We start from the raw sequence: 15,998 nt of genomic DNA on the forward strand, positions 1-15,998 counted from the left end.
CGCAAGGCATGGCCTGCGACCTCATTGCCGACGCTAGCAAGGAGCGATTTAATGGTGGCCCAACTGCGATAAGGCCTCCACCGTGGCGTCACGCGTATCCGACGAGACCTCCACAGGCAACGTGATCCGGCTCTCGCACCGTTCCGCGCAGCTGCTCCACCTCGCTGCACAGGGACTGCTCCAGCGGGCCACGCGCAAGGCGCGCAAGGCGGATGTTCCCGCAGCGATCGACCGCATGGGCCTATTACAGATCGATACGATCAACGTGGTCGCGCGCAGCCCGTACATGGTGCTGTTCTCGCGGCTTGGCGCCTACCGGAACGAGTGGCTCGATGACGCGCTCGCCGATGGCCATCTCGCCGAAGCGTGGGCCCACGAGGCGTCGTTCGTGCCATCGCGCGAATTCCATTTTCATCGCGATTACCGGCTTGGCCGCGCGGGGCACTGGGCGCAGAAGCTCGCCGAGCGCACGCATGCCGAAGCGCGCACTGACATGGATGCGCTGCTCGCGCGGATCCGCAGCGAGGGCGCACTGCGCGCTTCCGACTTCGAGCGCGACGCGCCGGCGAGCAAAGGCTGGTGGGGCTGGAAACCCGAGAAGAAATGGCTCGAGGCGTGGTTCGCCCTGGGCGAACTGATGGTGCTGCGGCGCGAACGCTTCCAGCGGGTCTACGATCTTGCCGAGCGTGTCACCGCACGCTGGCCGGTACCACCGCCGGAGGGCGCGCTGGACGAAGCGGTCGTGCGTACGCATTTCATCGCGCGCAGCGTGCAGGCCCTGGGCATCACCCGCGCGCGCTGGATCGCGGATTACTTCCGGCTCAAGCCGCGGGTCACGGATGCCGAGCTGGCACCGCTGGTCGCGGAAGGGACCCTGCTGCGCGTCGACGTGGATGGCTGGGACGAACCTGCGTACGTCCACGCCAGCCACGCGGGCCTGCTGGCAAAGGCGATCGCGAACACCCTTCGCGCCACGCGTACGACCCTGCTCTCGCCGTTCGATCCGCTCGTGTGGGATCGCGCACGGGCCCAGGAACTTTTCGGCTTCGAATACACGATCGAGTCATACACGCCCGCAGCCAGGCGCCGTTTCGGGTACAACGAGCTACCGATCCTGCATCGCGGCCGCCTCGTGGGTCGGCTTGATGCGATGGCGCATCGAAACGACGGCCTGTTCCAGGTGCTCGGCGTCTGGATCGAGGAAGGCGTGAGCCTAACGCCAGCCTTGATCGAAGACGTGGCGATGGCGATCTGCGAATGCGCGGCGTGGCATGGCACGCCGCGTGTGTCGATCGAGGGTGCGCAGCCCAAGGGCTTGCGCACCCAACTCAAGCTGGCGTGCGCCGCCTGATCAGCGGGTGGAAGCCGGTGCAGGCGTGTCCGCGCAGGACTTGCCGTGCAGGGCGTCCTTCAACTGGTTAGCCAGTGAGGTACAGCGGTTCTGCAACTGGTCGCGCATGTCGGGGTCCTGCGACTGGCGCAGCAGGCTCTCGCGCATCATCTCGTAGCGCGGCTCGATCTGGTCGCGGGCGAAGATCCCCGCAGCCAGGTGGCAGGTCTTGTAGCTGGCCAGGTATTCATCGCAGGCGGCGATGCCGGTGCTGCTGGGCAGCGGGCCGCCCTTGGCGGCGGCTGCGCCGGTCGTACCCTTGGCGGCAGGCACCTTGGTGACGCTGGTGGTGGCGGTCTTCGTGGTCGACTGCGAAGACGGGCTGGCCGTTACGGTCTGGGTCGTCGCCGGCTTCGGCTTGTTGTCCGAGCAGGCGGCCAGGGCGATGGCGCAGAAGGCCAGCGGGGCGAGGCGGTTGAGAATGGATGCCATGGTGACTTTTCCCCCTTTGCGGAGCAGGTTCGAGGTGGACAGGAATCGCACCGGGGGGTGCGACGCGACCAACGATTTGCCCGATTACGGGTGAACGTAACGTTATTGCGTTAGCACGAACGGGAAACCCGGGTAAACGGCTCCATCGCTATTTTCCGCGGGGACAGGTATGATCCGCCCGCTGTGTTTGCCGGGGTCATAGAGTTCCGTTGACCCGATGCCGCTGATCACGGATCTGCCACATCGCTTCGCTCCTCGCGTTTCCTTGCACACCAGTAAGCGGCAACTATCTAAAAGTTGCTGGTTATTCAATTAGTTATTCCGTTTGGAGTGTTACATATGTCGGATCGTGAAATCGGCACCGTGAAGTGGTTCAACGACGCGAAGGGCTTCGGCTTCATCTCGCGTGAGAACGGCCCGGACGTTTTCGTCCACTTCCGCGCCATCCAGGGCAACGGCTTCAAGTCGCTGGCCGAAGGCGAGAAGGTCTCCTTCAAGGTCGTCAACGGCCAGAAGGGCCTGCAGGCTGAGGAAGTCCAGAAGGCCTAAGCCTTCGGACAACCGTCCTGTCTGAAAGAGCCCGGCGCAAGCCGGGCTCTTTTTTTGCGTCCAAAAAATGAAAATGTCCTAGGAAATGCGCTGATTTCGCATTTCCTTCACGCCTACACGCGTGATCGGTGTCAAAAAAACGTCCTGTGTAGGCATTCCCCTACAGAATCCACGAAGAATGTGGTTATGATCGGTCGTACTGTGTTTGCGCGGTCACGAGAGTGGCCCGATGTGCGCGCGTTCGTTGATCACGCTCCATCGCCTCACCCGGTCCTGCATGCCCAGTAAGTCGCCGGCTTTCGAGCCGGGTTTTCGAGTGCGAGTCTAGAGGTGTGTGTGATGGCAACAGGTACGGTGAAGTGGTTCAACGATGCGAAGGGTTTCGGCTTCATCACCCAGGACGGTGGTGGCCCCGACGTTTTCGTGCATTTCCGTTCCATCCAGGGCAACGGCTTCAAGTCGCTGCAGGAAGGCCAGAAGGTCGAGTATGAAGTGACCCAGGGCCAGAAGGGCCCGCAGGCTGACAACGTCAAGCCCATGTAATGCCCTTGCGGCTGGCTCCGTCCAGCCGACCTTGCAAGAACGTTGGCTCCCCCGGCCCCCTGTCGCCGGGGGAGCTTTTCCATTTTAAGGCCCCGGAAAGTTCGCATGAGTGAGCCCTATACGGTCGGGGGGCTCTCGGTCATGCCGTTGCGCATGGCCGACGGCGCGCGCGCCGACCTGTTGCTGTTCAGTCCGCCTGGCACGCCGCGTGCCGCATTGCTCTGGGTGCCCGCCCTCGGCGTGGCTGCGCGCCACTACGAGCCACTGGCGCAGGCGCTTGCGGACCTGGGCGTCGCGGTGGGCATCCACGAGTGGCGGGGGCATGGCTCCAGCGACCAGCGGGCCGACCGCCGTTCGAACTGGGGTTACCGCACCCTTCTCACCGACGACCTGCCGACCAGCCTCTCCGCACTGGCGAAGGCGTTTCCTGGCGTCGGGTTGTGCGTGGGCGGGCATAGCCTCGGCGGCCAGCTTTCGACGTTGCTCGCGTCGGTCACGGACCTGGACCTCCAGGGGATCATCCTGGTCGCCAGCGGCTCACCGTACTGGCGCCGCTTCCATCCGTGGGTGGGGCTGGCCTATGTCGCCGCGCCGGCGCTCGCCCGGCTGGTCGGCCGGCTGCCGGGTCGGCAGATTGGCTTTGGCGGCAACGAGGCGCGCGGCGTGATCTCGGATTGGGCGCGCAGTGGGCGTACGGGTCGCTATGCCGTGCGCGGGATGGCCACGGACCTCGAGGCTGCCTTGCAGGGCCAGCGAGCGCCGGTGCTTGCGTTGCGCCTGCGCGACGACTGGCTCGGGTCGGAAACCTCGCTAGCCTTCCTGCTGGACAAGATGCCTCGCGCACCGCGCCGCACGGAGGTCATCGGTCCGGACGAACTCGCCGGCGCGAAGGCGGACCATTTCGCCTGGATGAAGGTGCCTGCGCCGATCGCCTCGCGCATCCACGACTGGCTTTCGGCGACCGCCACGTAACGTGCAAGGCATGCCGACGCGCATGCGCTAACCTGCGCGCATGTTCAACGGAGTTATGCCATGACCACCGACTTCATCGAAGGCAAGCAGCGCGACCTTGGCGACGGCTTCAAGGTGCGCCGCATGCTGCCGCACCTGAAGGCACGCCACGTTGGCCCGTTCGTGTTCTTCGATCAGATGGGCCCGGCCGATTTCGGTGAGGACAGCGGCATGGATGTGCGTCCGCACCCGCATATCGGCCTGGCGACGGTCACCTGGCTGTTCGACGGCGCGATCAGGCACCGTGACTCGCTCGGTAGCCTCGTGGATATCCATCCGGGCGATGTGAACTGGATGACCGCGGGCCGCGGCATCGTGCATTCCGAGCGCACACCGCCGGATGAGCGGCACCACGGCCAGAAGCTGCATGGCATCCAGGTGTGGGTGGCCCTGCCGAAGAGCCATGAGGAAATGGCGCCGGAGTTCCACCACCACGCCGCGGCCGAGCTGCCGAAGGTCGATGTCGATGGCGGCCGCCTTGTCGTCATTGCAGGCGAAGCGTTCGGCGTGACCTCGCCGGTGCGCGTGTTCGCACCGATGTTTTTCGTGGAGGCGCGCCTGCGCAAGGGAGCACGCGTACCGATGCCCGGGCAGCACGCGGAATGGGGCGTGTATGTGGTCGAAGGGTCCGCGCGGTTCGATGGCCTCGCTTTGAACGCGCTGGACATGGCCGTGGCCCACGACGGCGAACCGCCGGTGCTCGAAGCGACCGAGGATGCGCTTGTCATGCTGTTTGGTGGGGCTCCCCTCGATGGCGAGCGGCATCTGTGGTGGAATTTCGTCGCCAGTTCGAAGGAACTGATCGAAGCCGCCAAGGCTGACTGGTCCGGTCACGCGGGGCGGTTCCCCATCGTCCCGGGTGATGAGCACGAACGCATTCCGCTCCCTACCTACTGACGCGGAGCCGTCCATGGCCACCTTCGCCTCATTCCGCGAGTTCTATCCGTTCTACCTTGGTGAGCACGCCGATGTGCGCTGCCGGCGCATGCACTTCGCCGGTAGCCTGGTCGTACTTGCCGCCCTGGTGCTTGCGTTCGCGACCGGCCACTGGGCCTGGTTGTGGCTGGCCCCCGTGGGTGGCTACGGGTTTGCGTGGATCGGGCACTTCATCTTTGAGAAAAATCGCCCGGCGACGTTCAAGCATCCGCTCTACAGCCTGATGGGCGATTGGGTGATGTTCTGGGACATCCTGCGTGGGCGCGTCACGCTCGGGTGATGCTGGCGGACGCGCACCACGCAGGCTCAGGCGACTTCGGCCGCGGCCCGTGCTTCCTCCTTGCGCAGCCGACGTGTCGCGCTCCAGGCGGGCAGGTCAAGGTCATCCCGTGCGGCGCGGCAGGCATCCAGCAGGTGTTCCACCGCGCTGTCGTCCATGCCGGCGTTCAGCGTAAGCCGCAACAGCGAACGATTCACCGTGGTCGCCGGCGCGCTGAACACGGACCCGAAGACACGGTGTGTCTCCATGACATCACGGACGTGCCCCGTGAGGATTTCCTGTCCCGCTTCGAAGGCAATGATCTGCTCGGTCCCGTCACCGATGGGAAAGCCCATGGCGGTGAGCTCGCGCCGGACATGGCGGGTCACTTCGCGCAGGCGCTGGCGGCGCCAGCCTTCGGTCTGGATGACCTTGTGCGAGGCCGACATACCCGCGAGCTCATGGGGAAGCAGCGACGAGCTGAAGATCGCGGGGAGCGCCTCGCAGCCGAAGTAGTCCTTGAAGCGGGTGGTGCACGCGATGAAGCCCGCACGCGAGCAGTACGCCTTCGCGAGGCTGGCGGTGATGAAGTGCACCCTGTCATTCAGGCCAAGGCTGGCGACGAGGCCCTCGCCACGCGCGCCGTGCGTACCGAGCGAATGCGACTCGTCGACAACGAAGACGCAACCGTGGGCTTCGGAGAGATCGGCGATATCGAGCAACGGCGACAGGCTGCCGTTGGTGCTGTAGACGCTATCGACCACGATGACGCCGGGGCCGTGGCGCAGCAGCTGCCGTTCCAGGTGCTGCACATCGTTGTGCAGGATGGAGACGGCCCTGGCGCCCGCGCTGCGGATGCCTTCCCAGAGTGACGCGTGGGCGAGCATATCCACGTACACCGGGACGCGCTCGCCGGCGATGGACTGGATGAGGCCCACGTTGGCCGCGAATCCTGACTGGGCAAGGATGCCGTCTTCCGTGCCGACGGCCCGGGCGAGTTCGCTCTCCACGCGATGCAGGGGTTCGTCGGCATCCTGCTGGAACAGGGCCGACATCATCATGCCAAGGCCACCGGAGGCCAGCGCATCGCGTTGCGCTTCGACGATAGCGGGGTGGCCCGCGATCGCCAGGGAGTCATTTCTCTGCAACATCAGGTCATCCGGCCGCGGTTTGCGGCCGCGCAAAATGTGACGACCGCCCCAGTCGATGGCAACGCGTTCGCGGTGAAATTGCTCGACGCGGCGCTGGACGAAGTCGGGAAGCTGCGGGGCACGGGCAATGGGATGCAGGACGGAAACGTTTTCCATGGCGTGGCTTTCTCTCGTTGGTTAAGGACAGGCGATATCCACGGCGTCGTCTCACGACGACACGCGCGCGCCGGCCTCGCCTGGGGCAGGCGCGAAAACGAGAGAGGCAATCCGCGCCGGCCAGAGGGCCTGGGCGCGAGCCCTGCCAGGTTGAAGGAGATCGCGCGGCCGCACCCTGGCCGCCGCCGCGATCACCTGGCGAGCATATAGGCACACGCGTCCCATGGTGCCGGTGTATCCGGCAGCCAGGGGATCAGCGCGTGGTCGTTCGGGTCAGGGTCAGATAAAGCGCGGGCGGCTATCGGCGGACAGGCTCAGGTCCTGCTCGCGCAGCCAGCTGCGGTATGACTTGACGTGCTGGAGGCGGAAACGCTCCACGTCATCGATGAGGGCGTAGTAGTACCACTGCTCGCCCGATACGGCGGTTGCGGGATACATGTGCGACTCCGGGTTCTCCACGCCCTTGTGGTAGAAGCCGTCCCGCGAATTGAACCAGGGCAGGGCCTCGCCACTGCGCAGGGCCTCGAGCACGCCCGGGGGCGCGCCCAGGTCCGAGGCGATCTCGTAGTGCGTCCGCAGGTCTTCGTCGGTCTGGACGAGGAGGAACCGGCCGATGCCCCACGCGTCCACCAGCAGCAGGCCCGTCGGGTTGCAGTGGACGTAACACTCTACCGGCTGGAACGTGGCGGTGACGCTCTGCAGCACATCGCGGAACGCCGGGTCACGCAGGAAGCGGAAATTGCCCAGCGCCAGCGTTTCGGCCACGAACGCGCTCGCCCGTTCGAAATAGCGCCGCTGCAGTTCCACGATGGCAGTCTGCAGCTTTTCGATGGCCAGGGGGTCGTTCTTGCGGATGAAGCGATCGATGACGCCCGAATTGAAGGCGTCGATGGCCGTGGCATCGTCCGCCCGGCCGGTCAGCAGGATCTTGCCGATATGCGGATTCGGCAAGCGCTTGCAAAAAGTAATGCCGTCCATCTCCGGCATGGCCTGGTCGACCACGACGACGGAGATGTCGGCGAACCGATCAGGGTAGTAGACGACCCGGTGAATCGAGTCGATATCCAGGGCGACCAGTTCCTGGGTCTCCGAGGGCCGGTCCTTCCAGCGGTAGAGCCAGCCACCGCCGGGCACGGGACGGCTGCCGTTGTTGCCCAGGGTGGCCAGGGCGCTGCGCGGCGAACTGAACGTGCGGACCCGGACCATGGGGTCGAGCAGCAACGGGACGACGTCGAGGTATTCCTCGTGGTCATCCACGAGCACCGTGGTCGTCGGGAAATGGAAGGGCTGGATATCACCCTGCGAGTTCAGCGTCATCACTGCCGGACCCCGGCCTCCGTAATCGGGAACGTAAGGGTGAATTCCGTGAACTCACCCAGGTTGGTGCGGCAAACGATGCCTCCGCCCATATGCTCCATCGCCGCGCGACAAAAAGCGAGACCTATCCCAAGGCCGGTAATGTTGCCCGTACCGGCGCTATCGCTGGAATAGGAATAAAAACGATTGAAAATACGGGGAAGTACGTCCGGCGGTATGCCTGGGCCGGTGTCGTGGACCCGGACGTGATTGCCGTTTTCGCCTGCTTCTATATACACCCGGATCTCTCCCTTGCCCGCCCGGTCGGTATGGAACAGGGCGTTACGGAGCAGGTTGAAGAGCACATGGACCACCAGGGTCTCCTCCCCCATGAGGGGGAAATCGCCCGTGGGGGAGAGGGTAATCCGTTCGCGCTCGGCGCGGGAGCCATAGGGGAAGCGGCGCAGGGCCTGCTCGACGCACTCGCGCGCACCCAGCAGGGTCAGTGGGACCTCGCCGATGGGCCGGGCGGAAAGCAACAGCATGTCGATGATGGTGTTGGCGTAGGTCACCTCCCGCTCCATCACGCCGATGCTGCGCTCAAGGGCGTGCAGGTTCTGGGCGCGCATCTCGGGAACGGCCAGCCCCTCGCCCTCGGCCAGGCGATGGCTGCGGATCAGGTCGGGCATGTAGCGAGCGACCGCCCGGGCGGCGATGCGCAATGAACCCAGCGGGGTCCGCAGTTCATGGGCAATGTTGTTCGAGGTTGCGGTCAGCGCGTCGATCCGGCTTTGCTCCGCCATGTTGGATGACACCGTGCAGGTGGCGCCGCCCACGATGCCGAAGAGCAGCAGGGGGATGTATTCCAGCATGGTCTGTGCGTGCAACTGCGCGCCGGGCGAGAGCACGAAGGCCACGCTGGCGAGGATGCTGCCGACGCTGAACACCAGCAGGAAACTGGCGATATCGAACAGCATCATCAGCAACATGACGCAGGCCATGTGAGTCATGAGCCAGGGCGGCGTCGCATTGCGCAGGGTCATGTAGCCCACGAAGAAGGGCATGGCCACCGTCATGGCGAAGTACCAGTAGGTGGGCAGGTAGGCGCGCAGGCGCCGTGGCCACCAGGGCAGCAGCGCCAGCGGGATGAACGCGGCGCTGCACGCCAGCCGCATCGGCAGGTTCTCGTACGGCTGGGGGAACAGGGAGGCCCAGATCGGGTAATACACGGCGAGGGAGAAGCTGCCCACCACGCCGATCGCCACCATCTTGGGCTGGGAGTAGCGCGTGCGCAGCCACATCGTGGTCTCGAAGCGAGCCAGCGCGCGCAGCAGCAGCCACAACTGCAGCTTCAGGTAGGGCTGGCGCGGCGGTGGCTGTTCGTCCGGGGCGGGCATGGACATCAGGCGCGGGCTCAACGGTAGCGCTGGTGGCAGGCGGAGCAGGCATCGCCGACCGGTTTCAGGGCCGCGACCAGCGCTTCGCAGGTCGCCGGCTGCGCGGCGGTCGCCGTATCGAGCGCCGTCACGAGCCGTGCGGCGTCCTCGCCGAAGCCCTGTTCCATGCCAGGAAAGGCCTCACCGATATCCCCGGCGGTCTGGCGCAGGCGCTGGAGCCGGAGGGCGGAGCCCTTGGCATCGCACTGGTTCGCCCGCACGTTGGCGCGGAGCGCGCCCATGTGGTGCTGCATCACCGCCATGACACCGGCATGGAACGGGGTGGCCTGGCGCAGGGCCGAGATGGCGAAGGTGGCGCCCAGCGCGCCAACGGCAAGGCCCAGCACGACAAGGAGCAGCGCGCGCATCGGTTTTCCATGGCTTAGCGTGGCCGCCAGCATAGCGGACAGGCCTGTTGTTTCAATATGAGATAATGCACATCCAACCCCACCCCGAGATTCACGTGAGTACGGCCCAGGCCGAACGATTCGCCGGCATCGAGCGGCTGTATGGCCGCGGCTCCCTGGACCGCCTCGCCCACGCGCACGTCTGCGTGATCGGCATCGGCGGCGTGGGCTCGTGGGCCGCGGAAGCGCTGGCGCGCAGCGGCATCGGCCGGCTGACCCTGATCGACGGCGACGACATCTGCCTGTCGAACACCAACCGCCAGTTGCATGCGCTGGATGGCCAGTACGGCAAGCCCAAGGTCGGCGTCATCGCCGAGCGCGCGCATGCGATCAACCCGACGATCCGGCTGGAAGCCATGGAGCGCTTCCTGACGCCGTCGTCGCTGGATGAGCTGCTCGATCGCAACTACGACGTTGTGATCGACGCCTGCGATGCGCTGAAGGTCAAGCTGGAGACCATCGTCTGGTGCCGCCGCCGCAAGGTGCCGCTGGTGACGGTGGGTTCCGCCGGCGGGCGCACCGACCCGACCGCGATCCGCGTACGCGACCTGTCGCGCACGGAGCATGACGCCATGCTCAGCATGATCCGCAAGCGGCTGCGCCAGGAACACAACTTCCCCCGCAATCCCGATCGCTTCTTCGGCGTGTCGGCGGTCTATTCGCTCCAGAACGTGCAGTACCCGCAGGCCGATGGCAGCGTCTGTGGCGTGCGCCCGCCGGGTAGCGATGCATTGAAGCTGGATTGCGGTGGCGGCCTGGGTGCCGCAACGCACGTCACCGGCGCGTGTGCCTTCGCGGCCGTAGGCGAGGCGCTGGAGATGCTGACCGCGGTGTAGAAGGCCTAGAGCACCGCGGCCAGCGCCGCGAGGCCCTGTTCCAGGCGCGCGGGACCTTCTTCAGCGCCAAGGCACACGCGCAGGCCCCGACCGATGCCACCCTCCGCGTTGAACGGAACGGGCGGCGTCACGAGCACGCCCGCGGCGCGTGCCCGCTCATACACGTCGTCGGCATCGTCGCGCGGCAGCCAGGCATGCATGCCGCCATTGGTCCGCAACGCGCCGCCGAGGATTTCGCGGGCGAGCATGTTTCGATCGCGCATGGAGGCGGCGAGCGTGTCCAGCAGGCCATCGGCCGTGCCATCGGCCATCCAGCCGGCAACGATGGCGGGCAGCAGCGGCGCCAGGCCATCGGTCGCAAGCTGGATCGATTCGGTGAGGCGGAGGTGGGTCGCTTCGTCCGGCGCCAGCAGCCAGCCGATACGCAGGCCGGGTCCGAGCACCTTGCCCATGCCGCCGGCATGCAGCACCCGTTCCGGGGCGAGCTCGGCCAGCGCGGGCAATGCGTCGCCGCCTTGCCAGCCCATCGCGGCGTACACATCGCCCTCGATCAGCGTGAGGTCGAGCCGGCGCGCGACCTCGACGATCGCTTCGCGGCGCGCCATCGACATCGTGCCGGTGGTGGGGTTGTGCAGCGTAGGCTGGACATAGGCGATGCGCGCACCCGTGCGGTGCACCGCGTCCTCCAGGGCATCCGGGCGCATGCCTTCGTCATCCACCGCGACGGCCGCGGGCCGCACCCCGTGCGCGAGTACGCCGAGGCGGAAGCCGTGGAAGGTCAGCTCTTCCATCAGCAGGGTGTCGCCGGGATCGCAGGTCTCTTCAAGGGCCAGCACCAGGCCGTGCCGCGCGCCGATCGTCAGCACGAGCCGGCGCGGGTCCACGGCGGTAAACCCCCCATGCCTGCGCATCCAGCCGGCGATCGCCTCGCGAACGGCCAGGCCGCCCTCGGGCGCCGGGTAACCGAGCAGGCGGTCGTCCAGCGGGAACGTGGCGAGTGCCTCGCGCAGCCGCGCGGTGGGCGCAGCGCGCAGGGGGAGGTTTACGGCGAGGTCGTAGCTCATGGGGGGCGGTATGCTTTGGCTATGTGGTACGTCTATCTGATCGAATGCCGGAACGGCAGCTGGTACGCCGGCATCACCAATGACCTCGAGGCCCGCTACGCCGCGCACGTGGCCGGCAGGGGTGCACGTTACACGCGTGCGAACCCGCCCGTGAAGCTCCTTGGGGCGCGGACGTTCCCCGACCGGTCGGCGGCCAGCAGGGCGGAGTATGAGGTGAAGCAACTCCCCAGGGCGCAAAAGCTCGCCTGGCTTCTCGCCGGCCCCGCGTGAGGCACAATGGCAGCATGCAAGCACGCAGACATACCAAGGTTACGCCGGATTGGCACCGCTGGATCGGCGAGGCGCTGGCGGGTGGCAACGCGCCCGCCGACCTTCTCGCCACGATGAAGGAGCACCAGTTCGATGAGCGCGTGGCCCGCGAGGCCATCGCCGACGCCGTGTTCGGTGGCGCGGCGCCTCCGGCGTCCGTCGAAGCGAGTGGCAGCGACTTCACGAGCCGGCTGGTGCCAGGCCACGTCATCCGGACGCCGGATCGCGACATACGGGTGCTCGTGCGCGTGGCACGGCCCGTCATCGCGGTGCTCGACAACGTGCTGGACGACGCGGAATGCGACGGCATGATGACGATGGCGCGCTCGCGCCTGGCCCGTTCGGCGGTGGTAGCACCGGATTCGGGCAGCAATACGGTGATGGATATCCGCACGAGCGAAGGCGCGTACTTCCACCGGGCGGAGAACGAACTGGTCCAGCGTATCGACGCCCGTACCGCCGCGATCATGCAGCTCTCCGAGGAGCACGGCGAGGGCCTGCAGGTCATGCGCTACGGCGTCGGCGGCGAGTACATGCCGCACTACGATTACTTCGCGCCCGACCAGAAGGGCAGCGCGCCACACATCGCCACCGGCGGGCAGCGCGTATCCACGCTGATCATGTACCTGGACGACGTGGCAGCCGGCGGCGAGACCATTTTCCCGCGCATCGACTTCAGCTACGTCCCGCGCAAGGGCCAGGGCCTCTACTTCGAATACGCCGCCGCCGATGGCTCGCTGGATCCGCTCTCGCTGCACGGCGGCGCGCCGGTGATCGCCGGGGAGAAGTGGATCGTTACCAAGTGGATGCGGGAACGTCCTTTCGCTGGCTGAAGGCTTGACGGCAACGCGTGACCTCAGCAATCTCGCTGGATTAAAGGGGAGGGTTCACGCATGCGCCGCGAGGCAGCCAGGGTTGTTCGTTTTGTCACGGCGGGCGCATTTTCCTGCGCGACCGCCGCATGGGCACAGAGCCCACCGCCTGCCACTCCCCAGGCCCCGGCTGTCAGCGCGCCGGCCGCCGCGACCTCGGTAGCCCCACCGGCGGTGCCGGTCGAGATCCCGTTCGCCTCGCCGCATGCCGCCTTCGTGCGCACACCGAGCGCGCCCACCGCATGGGGCGGCCCGCGCACCGGCAGCGAAGCCACGCTCTCGGACCGCGTGGTGTCCTACCGCATCCAGGCCCGGTTCGACGCTGACAAGCATGCCGTCGATGGCCAGCAGCAGCTGACCTGGCGCAACCGCAGCGACCGGCCGGTCGCCGCGATCTTCCTGCACCTGTACCTCAACGCCTTCGAAGGGGAGGGCAGCACCTTCTTCACCGAACGCAACGTGCTGGCGCGCGGTGGCGACACCCGTGGCGTCGGCAAGGTCAAGAAGGGTGAATGGGGTTACATCGACCTGCAGCACGTCGAGCAGGATGGTGCGTCGTTGAAATGGACCTTCGTGCACCCGGATAACGGCCCGGCCACCGACCACACCGTCGTCCGGGTGGATCTGGCGCAGCCGGTCCCCGCGGGCGGCAGCGTCACCCTGGACATGGCGTTCCACAGCCAGTTGCCCCGGGTCATCGAACGCACGGGGTACGTGGGCAAGTTCAACCTGGTCGCCCAGTGGTTCCCCAAGATCGGCGTGCTTGAGCTGCCGGGCGAGCGGGGCGCTACGGAGCCGCGCTGGAACGTCCACGAGTTCCACTTCAACAGCGAGTTCTTCGCCGACTTCGGCGAGTTCGATGTGCGCATGACCGTGCCCAAGGCCTACACCGTGGGGGCCGTGGGTGAGCAGCAGGGTGATCCGGTGCCGGAAGGCAACGACCTGACCTGGCACTTTATCCAGGCCGATGTGCACGACTTCGCCTGGATGGCCGCGCCCGATTTCAAGACGATTGAAACGACCTGGAACGGGCCGGGGAGCCCGGCCGTGAAGGTCAAGGTGCTTTACCCGGCGGAATACGAGATCGATGCGAAGCCGGTGCAGAAGGCGACCACGGATTCGCTGACCTATTTCTCCAACACGCTCGGCCCGTATCCCTATAAGACCGTGACCGCCGTCGTGCCGCCGTTCAACGCCAGCGAGGCGGGCGGCATGGAGTACCCGACGTTCTTCACGGCCGATTACGCGAAGGACTACAAGCACGGCAACCTGTCGGAATGGTTCATCGATTTCGTGACGATCCACGAATTCGGCCACGGCTATTTCTATGGCCTGCTGGCGTCCAACGAGTTCGAAGAGCCCATGCTGGACGAGGGCCTGAACGAATACTGGGACGACCGCATGCTGCGCGAACGCAAGCAGGATGTGTGGCTCACCAAGCCGCTCTGGCAGTTCTTTGGCGTACAGCCGCCGATCGGTGTGTTCCAGCTCGAGCGCATGATCGCCACGCTGAACCATCCGGGTGACCCGCTGGGCCAGAACTCATGGGATCGCCTCTCGAGCGGACAGTACAACACCGTGTACTCGCGCACGGCCACGGCCATGCACGACCTGGAAGAGCGGCTGGGCAAGGACGTGACGGAGAAAGCCTTCCGCCAGTACTACGCCACCTGGCATTTCCGCCACCCTTCCATCGGCGACCTGCAGGCCACCCTTGCCGAAGTGTCGGGTAAGCCCGATGTCGTCGCGCAGGTGTTCGAGCAGTACGTCTACGGTACCCATCGCATCGACGACTCGGTGAAGGACCTCACCAGCGACGAAGTGCTGCCGCTCGCAGGCGTGTCCATGAAGGACGGCAAGCGCGTGGAGCTTTCCAGCGATGACAATGACGATGCGATCGAGAAGCAGCGCGATGCCTGGAAGAAGGCGCACCCGGACGCGAAGGAGGGCACCGGGCCGTTCCCGTACCGCACCATCGTGACGGTGTGGCGCGACGGCTCGCCCGTGCCGCAGGTGCTGAAGGTGACCTTCGCCGACGATTCCGTGGAAACCGTGCGCTGGGACGACCAGCGGCGCTGGGCGCGCTTCTTGTTCACCAAGCCGGTGAAGGCGAAGTCGGCCGAGCTCGACCCGGAGCAGAAGATCTACCTCGACGCCAACAAGCTCAACGATAGCCGCACGCTGGAGGCGAACCACGCCGCTACGCGCCGCTGGACCTCCGATTTCGCCGCCCTGTTCCAGGGCATCTACAGCCTGTTGGTGACCCTATGAACGGCCAGGTCAAACGTTCCGCCTTCGCCGCGCTGGGCGCTGGCGCATTGGGTGGCCTGCAGTGGCGGGTGATGCTGCTGTGGATCCTGATCACCCTGCTGCCGACGCTGGTGGTGGCGCTGCCTTTCTGGAGCCTGCTGGATGGGATGCTGGGCCATAGCGTCCACGCGGATCGCTACGCCAGCCACTTCGAGGGCTTGATGTTCACCGACGTCATGGCTGGCCTGCGTGACAACCACTGGACGGGCATGGCGTTCTTCGGCGGCGTGTTGCTTACGCTTGCCATCTCGCCGTTCCTCACCGGCATGGTGGTGGCGGGCGGCCGTGCGGGCAGGGCGCTCAGCTTCGGTGCACTGCTGCAGGGTGGTGCCACGGAATACGGCCGCATGCTGCGCCTGCTGATCCTTTCGCTGGTGCCGTATATCCTGTTCGGCATGGCGGCGAGCGGTTTGTCGTCGTTCGCGGCGGACAAGGGTGACGCGGCGTTCCTGGAGTCTGATGCGGATATGTGGGCTCACGTTGCGCTGGGCGTGACGCTGCTGGTGTTCGTGATCGTGCAATGCATCGTGGAGTCGGCGCGCGCGGCATACATCGCGGATGTGACGTTGCGTTCGGCATTCCGTGCGTTGGGCCGGGGCTTCATGCAGTTCATCCGCCGGCCGTTCGGTACGTTGCTGGTGTATCTGGTGATCACGCTGGTGGGTTCGATCCTGGCGCTGTTCATCGCGTCGTGGCGCGGGCATACCGTCGCGGCGGGCAGCGGCACACTGGTGGCGTTCCTGATCGTGCAGGTGGGGGTGATCGTGGTGGCGTGGATGCGAACGTCGCGCTTGCTGGCGCTGGCGCGCCTGGCCAACGTCAACGCGCACCGCCGCCGCCGCACGGATTTCGCGCCGGCGTTGTAGTCGGATCATTCGCTGGCGCGAATGCGTGTTTTGTCGATCGGGCTCGCCTTCGGCTTCGCGTTGCTCGGCTTCGCCATCGCTTCTAGCGCTCTGACGTCTCTGGAAAGAGCCCTTGGCGCCCTGAGGTGGTCAAGTCTTTCTAGACAGCCGATAGGGTGTTTTTTCGACTCATCAA

17 protein-coding genes are annotated in these 15,998 nt (G+C 66.1%); 11 read left to right on the forward strand and 6 right to left on the reverse strand.

The window, feature by feature from the left end; genetic code table 11:
- Positions 1-82: 82 nt before the first annotated feature.
- Positions 83-1,351, forward strand: coding sequence for a winged helix-turn-helix domain-containing protein (locus ACTHLF_RS01750; protein WP_440324296.1), 1,269 nt, complete (start codon positions 83-85; stop codon positions 1,349-1,351).
- On the opposite strand, the gene ACTHLF_RS01755 is transcribed toward ACTHLF_RS01750, so the two are convergent.
- Positions 1,352-1,822, reverse strand: a complete 471-nt coding sequence (locus tag ACTHLF_RS01755) for a hypothetical protein (protein ID WP_440324298.1) — start codon at positions 1,820-1,822, stop codon at positions 1,352-1,354.
- A 339-nt stretch (positions 1,823-2,161) separates the two neighbouring features.
- Between ACTHLF_RS01755 and ACTHLF_RS01760 the strand changes: the two genes are divergently transcribed.
- The 5 genes from ACTHLF_RS01760 to ACTHLF_RS01780 all read left to right on the forward strand — a co-directional run bounded on the left by ACTHLF_RS01760 (position 2,162) and on the right by ACTHLF_RS01780 (position 5,141).
- The gene (locus ACTHLF_RS01760; protein ID WP_036111834.1) at positions 2,162-2,371 is read left to right on the forward strand and encodes a cold-shock protein; all 210 of its coding nucleotides are present in this window, start codon (positions 2,162-2,164) and stop codon (positions 2,369-2,371) included.
- Positions 2,372-2,710: 339 nt separating this feature from the next.
- Positions 2,711-2,914 carry a transcription antiterminator/RNA stability regulator CspE gene (gene cspE, locus ACTHLF_RS01765; RefSeq protein ID WP_440324300.1) on the forward strand — a complete coding sequence of 68 codons (204 nt, stop codon included), beginning with the start codon at positions 2,711-2,713 and terminating at the stop codon, positions 2,912-2,914.
- Positions 2,915-3,019: 105 nt separating this feature from the next.
- Positions 3,020-3,886, forward strand: a complete 867-nt coding sequence (locus ACTHLF_RS01770) for an alpha/beta hydrolase family protein (protein ID WP_440324302.1) — start codon at positions 3,020-3,022, stop codon at positions 3,884-3,886.
- A gap of 60 nt (positions 3,887-3,946) precedes the next feature.
- Complete coding sequence (locus ACTHLF_RS01775; RefSeq protein ID WP_440324304.1) at positions 3,947-4,822, forward strand: pirin family protein; 876 nt, start codon at positions 3,947-3,949, stop codon at positions 4,820-4,822.
- 13 nt (positions 4,823-4,835) lie between these two features.
- Positions 4,836-5,141 (forward strand): Mpo1-like protein, encoded by a 306-nt coding sequence (locus ACTHLF_RS01780; protein ID WP_440324306.1) that lies wholly within the window; start codon positions 4,836-4,838, stop codon positions 5,139-5,141.
- Positions 5,142-5,167: 26 nt separating this feature from the next.
- Here ACTHLF_RS01780 and cqsA read toward each other — a convergent pair whose 3' ends face one another.
- The 4 genes from cqsA to ACTHLF_RS01800 form a co-directional block, all read right to left on the reverse strand.
- Positions 5,168-6,427 (reverse strand): alpha-hydroxyketone-type quorum-sensing autoinducer synthase, encoded by a 1,260-nt coding sequence (gene cqsA / locus ACTHLF_RS01785; protein WP_440324308.1) that lies wholly within the window; start codon positions 6,425-6,427, stop codon positions 5,168-5,170.
- Between the two features lie 279 nt (positions 6,428-6,706).
- Entirely contained in the window at positions 6,707-7,744 is a 1,038-nt protein-coding gene (locus ACTHLF_RS01790; RefSeq protein ID WP_440324310.1) for a response regulator, read from the reverse strand.
- Positions 7,744-9,126 carry a sensor histidine kinase gene (locus ACTHLF_RS01795; RefSeq protein WP_440324312.1) on the reverse strand — a complete coding sequence of 461 codons (1,383 nt, stop codon included), beginning with the start codon at positions 9,124-9,126 and terminating at the stop codon, positions 7,744-7,746. The genes ACTHLF_RS01790 and ACTHLF_RS01795 overlap by 1 nt, the downstream gene beginning before the upstream one ends.
- Positions 9,127-9,137: 11 nt before the next feature.
- Positions 9,138-9,527 (reverse strand): cytochrome c, encoded by a 390-nt coding sequence (locus tag ACTHLF_RS01800; RefSeq protein WP_440324314.1) that lies wholly within the window; start codon positions 9,525-9,527, stop codon positions 9,138-9,140.
- 65 nt (positions 9,528-9,592) lie between these two features.
- Here ACTHLF_RS01800 and ACTHLF_RS01805 point away from each other — a divergent pair, with 65 nt between their 5' ends.
- The gene (locus tag ACTHLF_RS01805) at positions 9,593-10,402 is read left to right on the forward strand and encodes a tRNA threonylcarbamoyladenosine dehydratase (RefSeq protein WP_440324316.1); all 810 of its coding nucleotides are present in this window, start codon (positions 9,593-9,595) and stop codon (positions 10,400-10,402) included.
- A gap of 5 nt (positions 10,403-10,407) precedes the next feature.
- Here ACTHLF_RS01805 and ACTHLF_RS01810 read toward each other — a convergent pair whose 3' ends face one another.
- Positions 10,408-11,466, reverse strand: a complete 1,059-nt coding sequence (locus tag ACTHLF_RS01810; RefSeq protein ID WP_440324318.1) for a PLP-dependent aminotransferase family protein — start codon at positions 11,464-11,466, stop codon at positions 10,408-10,410.
- Between the two features lie 21 nt (positions 11,467-11,487).
- Here ACTHLF_RS01810 and ACTHLF_RS01815 point away from each other — a divergent pair, with 21 nt between their 5' ends.
- Genes ACTHLF_RS01815 through ACTHLF_RS01830 form a run of 4 tightly spaced genes read left to right on the forward strand, consistent with a single transcriptional unit; the run spans position 11,488 to position 15,823 of the window.
- Positions 11,488-11,736: a GIY-YIG nuclease family protein gene (locus ACTHLF_RS01815; RefSeq protein ID WP_440324320.1), complete on the forward strand. Its 249-nt coding sequence runs from the start codon at positions 11,488-11,490 to the stop codon at positions 11,734-11,736.
- A gap of 14 nt (positions 11,737-11,750) precedes the next feature.
- Entirely contained in the window at positions 11,751-12,608 is an 858-nt protein-coding gene (locus ACTHLF_RS01820) for a 2OG-Fe(II) oxygenase (RefSeq protein WP_440324321.1), read from the forward strand.
- A gap of 60 nt (positions 12,609-12,668) precedes the next feature.
- Entirely contained in the window at positions 12,669-14,918 is a 2,250-nt protein-coding gene (locus tag ACTHLF_RS01825) for a M1 family metallopeptidase (protein WP_440324323.1), read from the forward strand.
- Positions 14,915-15,823: a hypothetical protein gene (locus ACTHLF_RS01830; RefSeq protein ID WP_440324325.1), complete on the forward strand. Its 909-nt coding sequence runs from the start codon at positions 14,915-14,917 to the stop codon at positions 15,821-15,823. Before ACTHLF_RS01825 ends, ACTHLF_RS01830 begins: the two co-directional genes overlap by 4 nt.
- Positions 15,824-15,998 lie beyond the last annotated feature (175 nt).

This window comes from Luteibacter sp. (genome assembly GCF_051958795.1).
GTDB lineage: Bacteria > Pseudomonadota > Gammaproteobacteria > Xanthomonadales > Rhodanobacteraceae > Luteibacter.

Excerpts from the sequence above, each read along its gene's own strand:
- ACTHLF_RS01790 (WP_440324310.1), bottom strand. The coding sequence starts at position 7,744 with ATGACGCTGAACTCGCAGGGTGATATCCAGCCCTTCCATTTCCCGACG.
- ACTHLF_RS01775 (WP_440324304.1), top strand. The coding sequence starts at position 3,947 with ATGACCACCGACTTCATCGAAGGCAAGCAGCGCGACCTTGGCGACGGC.
- ACTHLF_RS01755 (WP_440324298.1), bottom strand. The coding sequence starts at position 1,822 with ATGGCATCCATTCTCAACCGCCTCGCCCCGCTGGCCTTCTGCGCCATC.
- ACTHLF_RS01820 (WP_440324321.1), top strand. The coding sequence starts at position 11,751 with ATGCAAGCACGCAGACATACCAAGGTTACGCCGGATTGGCACCGCTGG.
- ACTHLF_RS01760 (WP_036111834.1), top strand. The coding sequence starts at position 2,162 with ATGTCGGATCGTGAAATCGGCACCGTGAAGTGGTTCAACGACGCGAAG.
- ACTHLF_RS01780 (WP_440324306.1), top strand. The coding sequence starts at position 4,836 with ATGGCCACCTTCGCCTCATTCCGCGAGTTCTATCCGTTCTACCTTGGT.
- ACTHLF_RS01825 (WP_440324323.1), top strand. The coding sequence starts at position 12,669 with ATGCGCCGCGAGGCAGCCAGGGTTGTTCGTTTTGTCACGGCGGGCGCA.
- ACTHLF_RS01805 (WP_440324316.1), top strand. The coding sequence starts at position 9,593 with ATGCACATCCAACCCCACCCCGAGATTCACGTGAGTACGGCCCAGGCC.
- ACTHLF_RS01830 (WP_440324325.1), top strand. The coding sequence starts at position 14,915 with ATGAACGGCCAGGTCAAACGTTCCGCCTTCGCCGCGCTGGGCGCTGGC.
- ACTHLF_RS01810 (WP_440324318.1), bottom strand. The coding sequence starts at position 11,466 with ATGAGCTACGACCTCGCCGTAAACCTCCCCCTGCGCGCTGCGCCCACC.
- cspE (WP_440324300.1), top strand. The coding sequence starts at position 2,711 with ATGGCAACAGGTACGGTGAAGTGGTTCAACGATGCGAAGGGTTTCGGC.
- ACTHLF_RS01770 (WP_440324302.1), top strand. The coding sequence starts at position 3,020 with ATGAGTGAGCCCTATACGGTCGGGGGGCTCTCGGTCATGCCGTTGCGC.
- ACTHLF_RS01795 (WP_440324312.1), bottom strand. The coding sequence starts at position 9,126 with ATGTCCATGCCCGCCCCGGACGAACAGCCACCGCCGCGCCAGCCCTAC.
- ACTHLF_RS01800 (WP_440324314.1), bottom strand. The coding sequence starts at position 9,527 with ATGCGCGCGCTGCTCCTTGTCGTGCTGGGCCTTGCCGTTGGCGCGCTG.
- ACTHLF_RS01815 (WP_440324320.1), top strand. The coding sequence starts at position 11,488 with ATGTGGTACGTCTATCTGATCGAATGCCGGAACGGCAGCTGGTACGCC.
- cqsA (WP_440324308.1), bottom strand. The coding sequence starts at position 6,427 with ATGGAAAACGTTTCCGTCCTGCATCCCATTGCCCGTGCCCCGCAGCTT.